The 11,674-nt window shown below is 50.6% G+C and carries 11 protein-coding genes; all 11 read left to right on the top strand.

Annotated features, from left to right (window positions below; all coding sequences use genetic code 11):
• Window positions 1–12: 12 nt before the first annotated feature.
• The 11 genes from gmd (at window position 13) to SH139x_RS07770 (ending at window position 11,251) form a co-directional block, all read left to right on the top strand.
• Entirely contained in the window at window positions 13–1,134 is a 1,122-nt protein-coding gene (gene gmd / locus SH139x_RS07820) for a GDP-mannose 4,6-dehydratase (RefSeq protein ID WP_488354715.1), read from the top strand.
• 1,484 nt (window positions 1,135–2,618) lie between these two features.
• Entirely contained in the window at window positions 2,619–3,179 is a 561-nt protein-coding gene (locus SH139x_RS07815; protein ID WP_488354714.1) for a Uma2 family endonuclease, read from the top strand.
• 18 nt (window positions 3,180–3,197) lie between these two features.
• Window positions 3,198–3,734, top strand: coding sequence for a Uma2 family endonuclease (locus tag SH139x_RS07810; protein WP_488354713.1), 537 nt, complete (start codon window positions 3,198–3,200; stop codon window positions 3,732–3,734).
• Between the two features lie 86 nt (window positions 3,735–3,820).
• Window positions 3,821–4,378 carry a Uma2 family endonuclease gene (locus SH139x_RS07805; protein ID WP_488354712.1) on the top strand — a complete coding sequence of 186 codons (558 nt, stop codon included), beginning with the start codon at window positions 3,821–3,823 and terminating at the stop codon, window positions 4,376–4,378.
• Between the two features lie 194 nt (window positions 4,379–4,572).
• A complete protein-coding gene (locus SH139x_RS07800; protein ID WP_488354711.1) occupies window positions 4,573–4,941 on the top strand; it encodes a four helix bundle protein in 369 nt (122 codons plus the stop codon).
• 163 nt (window positions 4,942–5,104) lie between these two features.
• On the top strand, window positions 5,105–5,386 hold the full coding sequence (locus SH139x_RS07795) for a hypothetical protein (RefSeq protein ID WP_488354710.1): 282 nt from the start codon (window positions 5,105–5,107) through the stop codon (window positions 5,384–5,386).
• Window positions 5,383–5,961, top strand: a complete 579-nt coding sequence (locus tag SH139x_RS07790; protein ID WP_488354709.1) for a nucleotidyltransferase — start codon at window positions 5,383–5,385, stop codon at window positions 5,959–5,961. Before SH139x_RS07795 ends, SH139x_RS07790 begins: the two co-directional genes overlap by 4 nt.
• A 234-nt stretch (window positions 5,962–6,195) precedes the next feature.
• Window positions 6,196–6,387, top strand: coding sequence for a Uma2 family endonuclease (locus SH139x_RS07785; RefSeq protein ID WP_488354708.1), 192 nt, complete (start codon window positions 6,196–6,198; stop codon window positions 6,385–6,387).
• A gap of 310 nt (window positions 6,388–6,697) precedes the next feature.
• Window positions 6,698–7,570, top strand: coding sequence for an FkbM family methyltransferase (locus SH139x_RS07780; RefSeq protein ID WP_488354707.1), 873 nt, complete (start codon window positions 6,698–6,700; stop codon window positions 7,568–7,570).
• 1,226 nt (window positions 7,571–8,796) lie between these two features.
• Window positions 8,797–10,386: a lipopolysaccharide biosynthesis protein gene (locus tag SH139x_RS07775; RefSeq protein WP_488354706.1), complete on the top strand. Its 1,590-nt coding sequence runs from the start codon at window positions 8,797–8,799 to the stop codon at window positions 10,384–10,386.
• Entirely contained in the window at window positions 10,373–11,251 is an 879-nt protein-coding gene (locus SH139x_RS07770; RefSeq protein ID WP_488354705.1) for a sulfotransferase family protein, read from the top strand. The genes SH139x_RS07775 and SH139x_RS07770 overlap by 14 nt, the downstream gene beginning before the upstream one ends.
• The last annotated feature ends 423 nt before the right edge of the window (window positions 11,252–11,674 follow it).

Here is an 11,674-nt window from a genome sequence, read left to right as displayed (position 1 = left end):
TATGAAACTCGCATGACCAAAAAAGCACTCATCACTGGCATCACTGGCCAAGACGGTTCCTACTTAGCCGAGTTGTTGCTCGACAAGGGATACGAAGTCCACGGGATCAAGCGTCGGGCGTCATCGTTCAACACCGAGCGGATTGACCATATCTATCAATCGCCACACGAGCAGAACGCGCGGTTCCGGCTGCACTACGGCGACTTGACCGACACATCGAATTTGACGCGGATTGTCAACGAAGTTCAGCCAGACGAGATTTACAACTTGGGAGCGCAATCGCACGTCGCCGTTTCGTTCGAGGCGCCCGAGTACACCGCTGACGTGGACGCGATTGGGACCTTGCGGATGCTCGAAGCGATCCGCTTTTTGGGCTTAGAGTACAAAACGCGATTTTACCAAGCGTCGACGTCCGAGCTGTACGGCTTAGTGCAAGAGACACCGCAGAAGGAGACGACGCCCTTTTATCCCCGCTCGCCCTATGCGGTCGCCAAGTTGTATGCCTATTGGATCACCGTCAATTATCGCGAGTCGTATGGGATTTATGCATGCAATGGGATTTTGTTTAACCATGAATCACCGCGGCGGGGCGAGACCTTTGTGACCAGGAAGATCACGCGTGGGATAGCCAATATTGCCCAGGGTTTAGAAGACTGTTTGTACTTAGGCAACATGGACTCGCTCCGCGACTGGGGGCACGCCAAAGATTATGTGCGGATGCAGTGGATGATGTTACAGCAGGAGCAAGCGGAAGACTTTGTGATTGCCACGGGTCAGCAATTAAGTGTGCGAGAGTTCGTCCGCATGTCAGCCGCCGAGGCGGGTATTGAGTTGGTGTTTGAAGGGGAGGGAGTCGACGAATTAGCCCGGGTAACGCGAGTGGTCGACGAAGCCAAAGCACCTGCGGTGGCAGCCGGGGATGTGATAGTGAGAGTGGATCCAAGGTATTTCCGTCCAGCGGAAGTGGAGACGTTATTGGGTGATCCAGCCAAAGCGAAAGCCAAGTTAGGCTGGGAGTGTGAGATCACGGTGGAAGAGATGTGTGCCGAGATGGTCGCCAATGACTTAGATCAAGCGAGAAGGCACGCCTTATTAAAAGACCACGGTCACAAAGTCACCGTCACCAAAGAGTAAACAAATTGTAAAACGATTGTCCCCAATCGTTTGTGCGTTAGCAACAAGCAACAAGCAACAAGCAACAAGCAACAAGCAACAAGCAACTAGCAACTAGCAACTAGCAACTAGCAACAAGCAACAAGCAACAAGCAACTAGCAACTAGCAACTAGCAACTAGCAACTAGCAACTAGCAACTAGCAACTAGCAACTAGCAACTAGCAACTAGCAACTAGCAACTAGCAACTAGCAACTAGCAACTAGCAACTAGCAACTAGCAACTAGCAACTAGCAACTAGCAACTAGCAACTAGCAACTAGCAACTAGCAACTAGCAACTAGCAACTAGCAACTAGCAACTAGCAACTAGCAACTAGCAACTAGCAACTAGCAACTAGCAACTAGCAACTAGCAACTAGCAACTAGCAACTAGCAACTAGCAACTAGCAACTAGCAACTAGCAACTAGCAACTAGCAACTAGCAACTAGCAACTAGCAACTAGCAACTAGCAACTAGCAACTAGCAACTAGCAACTAGCACTCCTCAGCCCCCAAGCCCCTACAGCCCGGAGGGCGACACACAAACTGCCGGGACCGGGGAGTGCCCCGTCTGACGGCGTTTTCGGGTCCAAAAGGCGATGGACCCCACCGCTAGGGCCATGCGGCCACACAAAGGCGGAGAGGGCCAAGCGAACCTCTAAACCCGAACCCCGCCGAAATGATTGACAAATTCGCCAACCACAGTAGCCTGAGAGACAAAGCCTAGCGGCACCCATCCGCCCATAAAAACCAAAGATACTCAGTTAACATAAAATAAACAGCCATTAATGGCACCACACGGGTCAACCATCGTGCACCCACGAGCAACCGTCACGCGGGGCGTGGGAGTGTCGGCCGTTCAGGGACGCGGCATGTTTATCACACGGAGGCTCTTTTGCGTTCTGATCCTCCAAGACCCTAAAAGAGGCACAACCATCCTCGGCAGCCTCTTGCCATCAGGCGACTGCGTCAAACCGCAAAAAAGCTCTGGCAAAAACTGTCAGCTAGCCTAGACTCAAGCAAAAGAAGAGGACCATACGACCAGCACGCGCCAGCAGTGCCAGGCCCCAGCCTGTCACCCAAAGGAACGAAGTCCGCGCTTAGTGTAGAACGATTGTCCCCAATCGTTTGCAGCATTCGAGCCGCAGCCACAAGCGTTTTGGGCAAGCGTATTACCCATTAGCAGGCTCCGTCAGCCGCAAGAAAAGACAAGCTCCGCCCCCCCGCGGGCTCGCAGGCTGTAGAAGTAATCGGTTTCGGCGAAATACGGGTGCCTAATGTTCTGCAAGAATGCATCAAGGGGGCAAGCTTCCGCGGAGCCAAAGGCGACTATGAATACTTCGACAGCCTGCTCGCCCGTGCGGCGAGCAAGTTGGACTAGCCACTAGCCACTAGCCACTAGCCACTAGCCACTAGCCACTAGCCACTAGCCACTAGCCACTAGCCACTAGCCACTAGCCACTCCCATGCTCCAATCCCTTCACCTCAGCCTCCATGAATACGACGCCATGGTTCGCAAAGGTGCCTTTGATGAACTGGGGCGAAAAATCGAGTTAATCCGCGGAGAGCTTGTCGAGATGAACCCCGCGGGCCCCTTGCACGATGATTCGATTGCATATTTGAATAATTGGTCGGTTCGAAACAGCGATCCCGCCACCACGCGGATCACCGCCCAAACGGGCTTGGATTTACCCCAGATCGATAGCCGTCCGCAGCCGGATCTATTCTGGGTCAAGGCCAAGCGATATCGAGAACATCATCCCCGCGCCGAAGACGTGCAATTAGCGATCGAGGTGGCCGATTCATCGCTTACCAAAGACCTCGAAGTCAAACGACTTCTTTATGCGGAAGCCAAAATCATGGAATACTGGATTGTCGATTGCCGCTCTCGCTGTATCCATGTTTTTCGTGATTCCGACGGCACGGATTATCAAACGCGATTCGTAGTCACCGCTGGAAACCCACTCAGCCCCCTGGTAGCCTCCGGCGCCCAACTCGACCTCCAAGACCTCTTCGAAGGCAACTAGCCACTAAGTCAATCCCCAATGCCCGCCCCAAAAATCATTCCCCGCTATACCTTCGACGACTATTGTGGTTGGGAAGGCGAGTGGGAGCTTTGGGACGGGATCCCGATTGCGATGACGCCTTCTCCTTTCGGTCCGCACCAGCGGTTACTTGCCGAGTTGGCCTATTGTTTTGTCGGGGCGATTAAGCGGTCTGGATGTCGAGAGTGTGAGGTGGTTGTGGAGTTGGACTGGGTGGTCGACCCGCACACGGTAGTCCGGCCGGACCTGAGTGTACTTTGCGGAGTGGAGCTGGGGCGATTCATTGAGCAACCGCCCAGCTTGATTGTTGAGATTGTCTCGGCCAGCACCTCGCGTCGCGATCGAGAAGAGAAGCGAATGCTTTACGAGCAGCAGGGGGTTCGGCATTACTTGATCGCCGACCCGGCGACGAACCAGCTTGAAAGACACAGGCTAACGCCTAGCGGTTGCTATGAAACGCTCACCAGCGTTGATCCTCAGCCTATATTCCAGCTCACCGCAAACTGCCAAATCGAAGTCAAGTTGCAAGATACCTAGCAACTAGCAACTAGCAACTAGCAACTAGCAACTAGCAACTAGCAACTAGCAACTAGCAACTAGCAACTAGCAACTAGCAACTTCCCATGCCCTCCACGCTTCATCTCAGTCTTGGCGAATACGACACGATGGTCCGGGTTGGGGCTTTCGATCGCCTGCCGCGAAAAGTCGAATTGATTCGTGGGGAGTTAATTGAGATGAACCCTGCGGGCCCGCTGCATGATTATTTAGTCGCTTATTTAATTAATTGGTCGGTTCGGCACACCGATCCTTTGCGGACAATGATTTCGTCTCAAACGGGGTTGGACCTGCCGGATCAAATCAGTCGGCCTGAGCCAGATTTGATGTGGCTTCGAAAAGCCAATTATCGCACTTCGCATCCCATCGCAGCGGACGTACAGTTAGCGATTGAGGTTGCCAACAGCAGTCTCGGTTATGACATCGAGGATAAGCGTAGACTTTACGCATCGGCAGGGATTGTTGAATACTGGATTGTGGACGCGATCGCCCACTGTATCCATGTTTTTACCTGCCCTCAGCGAGACGACTATGGAACTCGGCAGTTGTACAAAGTTGGCGAGCCCCTTGCACCGGCGATCGCCCCAACAGCAAACCTCGATCTCAACGACCTGTTCAACAACTAACACCTAGCCACTTCTTCCCAGCAACTTCATCCTCGCCACTAGCCACTAGCCACTAGCCACTAGCCACTAACCACTAGCCACTAGCCACTAGCCACTAGCCACTAGCCACTAGCCACTAGCCACTAGCCACTAGCCACTAGCCACTAGCCGCTAGCAACTAGCGACTTCTTCCTAGCCACTAGCAACTTATTCCTATGTCCTATGAAGACTTAGAAGTATGGAAGCGATCGGCGAGGTTATCGGTCAGCCTATATCGAGGGACGACAGAGCTACGGGACTTTGGATATCGGGATCAGTTAACGCGGAGTGGTTTATCGGTCCCGTCGAACATAGCGGAGGGGTATGAGCGAGACAGTGACAATGAGATTGCGAGATTTTTAACGATCGCGAAGGGATCATCGGGCGAGATGCGAACGCAGATATTGATAGGAATAGAAGCGGGTTATTTGGACAAGCAAGTGGGTCGAGATTGGGCGGATGAAGCGCAGCAGTTAGGGAGGATGTTAGCGGCCTTAATCCGTCGTCACAGGAACCGAGCCAATCCTCCTCCCCCAAGCCCATAGCCCTTACCCCCCTTCTAGCCACTAGCCGCTAACAACTAGCCACTCCTTCCTAGCCACTAGCCGCTAACAACTAGCCACTCCTTCCTAGCCACTAGCCGCTAGCAACTAGCCACTCCTTCCTAGCCACTAGCCACTAGCCACTAGCCACTAGCCACTAACTTCTTTGTCCCCTCAAGCTGAAAAACGATTCATCGAAGCCTGGCGTTACGCAGCACCCCGGCTGGAAGAAATTCGTTGCGCGGAACTCCGCGAGCTTGATGAAGCGGCGGGATTGAAAATGATTGGGGGGGGAGAGCGGAGTGAGGATGAGCGATTGGATACGGCGCTGACCAGCGGGTTGGCGCATTTTCAAGGTTGGATGATGCGATTAAGGGTGATGCAACTACAAGCTCAATTGCAAGATCAGATTGAACAACACGAGAAGGCCGACGTGGGACGCGAGTGATCGACCAGTCGCTTTGGAAAACGGCAGTCGCGTTGCAGGAGTACCTCCAAGGGACCGGGCACCCATTTTGTTTTATTGGTGGAATCGTTGTCCAGCGTTGGGGTCAACCGCGGATGACTGGAGACGTGGACGCGACGATTTTGACGCGGTTTGGTGGGGAGGCGGAGCTTGCCGAGGAAATTTTGAGACGGTATCAGAGCCGCATTGAAAGCCCGCTTCAATTTGCGATTCAGTCGCGGATACTGTTACTCCAAGACATTCGCAACAACCGCATTGACCTCTCGATTGGTGGGTTAGACTTTGAGTACCGAATTGTGGAGCGATCATCGATGTGGGGGATACCTGGGGGCGGATACATCCGCACCTGCGGTGCCGAGGACTTGGTAGTTTTGAAGGCATTTGCCGCTCGTCCGCAGGACTGGATTGACGTCGAGCAGGTAATTATCCGCCAAGGTGAAAAGTTAGACCGTGAGTTGATACATCGAGAGCTAGCACCGCTAGCGGAACTGAAAGAAGAACCAGAGATTCTAGCGCAACTCGAACACCTCCACCAAAAACACCTGCCTAGCCACTAGCCACTAGCCACTAGCCACTAGCCACTAGCCACTAGCCACTAGCCACTAGCCACTAGCCACTAGCCACTAGCCACTAGCCACTAGCCACTAGCCACTAGCCACTAGCCACTAGCCACTAGCCACTAGCCACTAGCCACTAGCCACTAGCCACTAGCCACTAGCCACTAGCCACTAGCCACTAGCCACTAGCCACTAGCCACTAGCCACTAGCCACTAGCCACTAGCCACTCTCCCATGCTTTATGCAGAAGTCAAGATTGTGGAGTATTGGATTGTCGATTGTCGGTCCAGTTGCATCCACGTCTTCCGCGACCCGGATGGAGTCGATTATCAAACTCGTTTCGTTGTTACCGTCCGCGACCAACTCAGGCCCTTGATCGCGCCTCACGCCGAACTCAACCTTCAAGACCTCTTCGAAGGCAACTAGGAATGAGTGGCTAGTGGCTAGACGCTAGCAACTAGCTGCTTCTTTCTAGCCACTAGCCGCTAGTCACTAGCTAACTTGCCCCGGCCGAACACCGAAGACAAGGCCTGACCCCGGCGCAGCCACCCTCGCCCCTAGCAGCGAGAGCCGTATGAGGTAGTGCTTCGCGTACGGATCTGTGCGGGGGGCGGCCGGTAACGGCCGTCCCTACCGCGATCCCCGGCGCAGCCACCACAACCAAGGCCCGACCCCGGCGCAGCCACCACAACTTATACTGAAGTTGCGGAAGTCCCTCCACTTTAAAAGAGACGCAATGAACAACCCCCTGCTCAAACCGATACTAGCGTTTACGGGCGGTGCAATATCTCGAGTCCCCTTGCTTTATAGTGTCTACAGAAATCACAATTTCCGAGGTAAGCAACTACTTAGCAACTACATCAGTCTTCCGAAGGAAAGCGGTATTTATGATGTCAACGGTCTTAAATATGAGCTTGATTTCCAAGACGAGATCCAGCAGGCGATTTTCCTAGGCACTTACGAACGAGATGACCTTGCGTTTCTTAAGGGAATTGTAGCGAAAGGCGACATCTGTTTAGATATTGGTGCAAACGTTGGCTTCTACAGCGTTAACCTTAATCGCCTTGCCCCGCTTGGAAAAGTTTTTTCAATCGAGGCGGACAGCAACAACTTCAAACGCCTGCAAACGAATCTTCAACTAAACAATATGCGCACGGACCGCGCTGAGAACATTGCGATCTCAAGCAAAGCAGGCACTGCCACCTTTTCTCGCACACTTGAACGCAACAGCGGATGGGGCAGACTTGGTGAATGGAAAGCCGCATCCGAGACAATTAAGGTGAACACCACAACGTTAGACGATTTTCTTGCAACACATGAAATAGAGAAAATTGATTTCCTTAAAATCGACATCGAAGGGCATGAACTGGAATTCCTCGTTGGTGGGCAACAGTCACTTGCAAATGGCAAAGTGCGAAAAATGCTAATTGAGTATTCAGGGTACGTCCTCGAACCTCGTGGGATTACGCTCAGAGATTACGTCAAGGCCATCGAAGATCTTGGCTTCCGACCTAAGGATCTCGAATTAAAACGCATTGCGAGCGCAAAAGCAGGCAAGTACACGGGAGAACGACGCACAATGAATCTTTATTTTGAGTGGGACGGATAGTAATCCGAGTATAACTCACCTTTGCCTTTGCTCTAGCACGCACCTGCGCTTAGCAGCGGACGCCTCGCTGCAGCAAGTACAACACGGCGCGTCCGTCAGAGGAAGCGGCGCGTGATGCTGACACGCCACTTCCCGTAGTTTGACTTCCTGTTTAGATGTGAAACTGACATCCACAGTAACCGACCGTTACATCCCGAAATACGCGAAAACAACACTAGCATTCAACATGCCGACGCCAAGCTAGTGCCTAGCGAATATGTTGTTATCGTTTGATCTCGACGGTAACGCGGGCGTTGCCCACATCTCCTAATCTAAACTGAACACCCGCGATACCAAGGGGAAGGCCGCTTAAGTGTTTGTGACTGAGAAACAGAGCATGATATCTATAGAATGGCTGCTTAAAATGAGAGCTATGATTATAAGGTGCTGGTTTGACATAGCCGCAGCAACTTTCATGCGTTCGAAAGAACAGAATTAAGCAAGTAATTTGTCGGTTACGCGGTTGCATACTTTATGGGTGCGCTGAGGCCGTGATGTGCTTGATGATTGGTAACGACTTGACATCGTTAAATGCATTAAAGGCCCCCGTAACCGGAAAGTGGAAAAAGACAAGTTGCGTTCCAACCTGAGGTGATTGGTACGCCCGTTGGGTATCGACCATCAGCAGCCCTTAATCATAACCAAAAGGGCTTTTTAGGATCCGAAAAACGCGTACAAATCTCAACCTGACGTGTCGGTTAATGTGCCGGCCTCAGCTGAACCAGTATTTTTCGTTATGCGACTTATCGCACAGCATCCGCGTTCCTGTCAGAACGTTTGCATTGAACCCGCCAACAGCGCGACTCAAAGTTAATCGCAGAAGTCATTGTAAACCATTATCCCAATCCCCTCTCGCTGCCCCATCTCCTCCGCAGCTAAAGTACCTTCGTCCGGTTGAATTGCCGTAGGGACTAACCGCTAGAAAACCAAATCCACATCCACCTTACAGGTTCAAGGAAAGCTCTAAACCCGCGAAGAGACCCGCCAACAGCGACAGTGTTACGAAACACTTGCTGACGAACCTGAAATAAACGGAAAAGAGCTGTTCCGAACTCAGCCGATTGAGGAATAAAACGCCGGTCACCCCTCGCCAAAAACCAGTTCAACCAGCCACTTCGGCTATACAAAATCGCCCGCTCAATCACGCCCTCTGAAACGAAAATCGAACCCAGCCAATTCAACGAGACGTGAAAACCAAACCCCAAACTTCGAAACCGCCAGACGACATACAACCGTCTACGAACACATCATTAACGGCTCTCGTCGAACCAACAGCAAACACGCGAACCACCGAAAAAGTTGACCTTAGAGATTTAAAGCGAAAATCAGTTCGTGGCGGTGCGGTAACCTTACTCTCTCAAGCGGTTTCAACCGCCGTGCACCTCGCATCGACGGTGATCCTAGCCCGGATGTTAACGCCGGCGGACTACGGCATCATCGCGATGGTCACTGCGATTACATCGTTCGCAGGCTTATTCCGTGATCTAGGATTATCATCCGCAGCGATTCAGAAGAAGGACCTAACGTCAGGTCAGCAAACCAATCTCTTTTGGCTAAACGTCGCAATGGGTGCGGCGATTACGATTCTAGTTGCCACCTGCTCGCCGCTGGTCTCTTGGTTTTATGGTAAGCCTGAACTAACCGCTGTCACGATTGCACTCTCGTTTAACTTCGTTATCGGAAGCTTCGGCGCCCAACATGGCGCGATGCTTGTGCGCAATATGCAGTTCGGACGTAAAGCAATTGCCGGAATTAGTGCCGGCGTTTTATCACTTATTGTGGCCGTCACAATGGCGATCAACGGGTTTTCATATTGGGCCCTTGTCGTAAGTTCATTGGCTGGAAGCCTTATAAGTACGACACTCTTATGCATTTTATCACCATTTTGGCCGGGTTTGCCGAGCGCTAGTCACGGCGTTTGGAAAATGGTGGTTTTCGGCTCCCATGTGACACTGAGCGGCATTTTTAATTATCTCGCTAGAACTTCAGATAATATTCTTATTGGTAAATTTTGTGGCGCTGAAGCTTTAGGCATTTACAGCCGAGCATATGCCTTGCTTGTATTCCCTCTAACCTTAATAACGAGACCTCTGGATGCGGTGGTGTTTCGAACACTTTCACAACTCCAGAATGATTCAGTGAGTTTCAGGAACTTTGCAATAAAGATTGTTCGGTTGGTTGCATTCCTAACAATGCCAATTGTATGTCTTTCAGCGTTAATGTCTGATCACATAATATTACTTGCTCTGGGCGAGAATTGGTTAGATGCTGTGCCGATTTTTAGCATTCTGGCGATTCCTGCATTTTTTCAATCGACACTTACTATCCGAGGGCAAGTTATGCTTAGCCTTGGATTTTCCTCCCGATTGGCCGTCTGGAGTATTATGAAGGGCGCTGCTACAACAATTGGCTTTTTGATCGGCTTGAACTGGGGGGTCGAGGGTGTTGCAGCGTCCTACGCAGTTTCAAACATAGTCCTCATGTATCCATCCCTTTGGTACACACTGAGAGGCACCCCGTTCGGCGTTAGTGACTATTTTACTTCTATCAAAACGTCCGTCCTTGCGTGTGTGAGTTCCTCTATAGCAGTGTTAATTTTTCGGTATTTATCACATCCTGAGGTATCGGCGTTACCGTTCAATAGTGTCTATTTTGAGATGAGTTTTTTTATGATTAGTTACGGAATGCTTGCGTTGTGGAGCAGAAGCAATCGTGAGGATCTCACGCTTTTGTACTATAGTCTAACTGGGAATCCGGGCATCAATGTCAACAGATAAAATTAATGTTTTTATGGTTGGCGCGTCCAAAGCGGGTACTACTTCCGTGTGGACATATTTCCGGTCCCATCCTTCAGTGTCCGTGGGAGTGAGAAAGGAGCCTCGTACGTTTGCGTTCGAAGACTGGCGAGGAAGAGTCAGGGAACAAGAAAACGAGCATGACAACACAAAAGCCCTCAAATTAGACGCAAGCCCTATTTACTCGCAACCTCCAGTGCTGGTGCGTGCCGCGGAACGCATCTATAAGTACAACCCTGAGGCTAAACTGATCTATATTCTTAGGGAACCAATTGCTCGGATTCACTCTGCATGGAAGCAGGCGTTATCGTCAGGCCATCATCTGTACAACGTCTACAAAGCGAAGACAGATGTTCCGGTACCAAAGATGCCCATGGATCTAGATTTGGCTGTTTGGAAGTATCCATTATTTGTTGAGTCGTGCAAATACTACGAAGCATTAAAGATTTTCGGAGCTTATTTTCCGGAGGACCAAATCAAGGTTCTGTTCTTTGAGGACTTAGTAAATTGTCCCGAAGACTTTTTTAACGACCTTTGCGGGTTCCTCGGGATTGAACACCACTCCGAATTGAATGGTATCAGGGCAAACCAATCATCGAACAAAAAAGTAATGCCAGGTTTTTTAGCCCGCGTACTTCTAAATTCGCCTCCGCTTGGTTTGCTGAGGAATTTCCATTCCGATTGGTATAAGAGTTTAGAATCAAAACTTTCTAACGGAATATTGATGGACCAGGAGTTGAGCGCGGAGACCAGAAATCGCGTCGTAGAGTATTTGCAAAAGGACGTCGAAGCTGTTTTATGCAAATACTCGCCACAAGTGCAAAGATGGAGCAGATTTTGGCTCTAACAGAGTAGTGAAGGTCTTCTGTTTGAGCTGACGAAAAAAATATTTGCAGTGATAGTTTTGAAACCCAGTCGCGCTCGACGCCCGCATTTGAATGAAAAGTGAGAACGTCAGTTCAAAGAATATCGCAGAAACCTTCAGCCTCATTATTTTACTAAGAGTACACAGAACACTTTGGTTCTCTTACTCTTTCTGCAAGACGATTGATCTCGTGTCTAGACTGCTTGCTTGTTTGCGAGGTTTGGTTGAAAATCAAGCGTTGTTTGAAATATTAAAAACGTTAAAATAATGCGATCTTTTAAAAAAGTTTTTTTGTCGCTAAGGCATGTTATTGGAAACGCGTTTCGGCGATGTTTTTCGCATGTCGATCAATGTGTCATTCGAATGTCAGCGAAGTCACGATTGCTATCTTGCTTTTACTATGCA

The organism is Kothea flammea (assembly GCF_052161645.1).
In the GTDB taxonomy this organism is placed as follows: domain Bacteria; phylum Planctomycetota; class Planctomycetia; order Pirellulales; family Pirellulaceae; genus Laterigemmans.
This window is presented reverse-complemented; position numbering and strand designations above follow the sequence as displayed.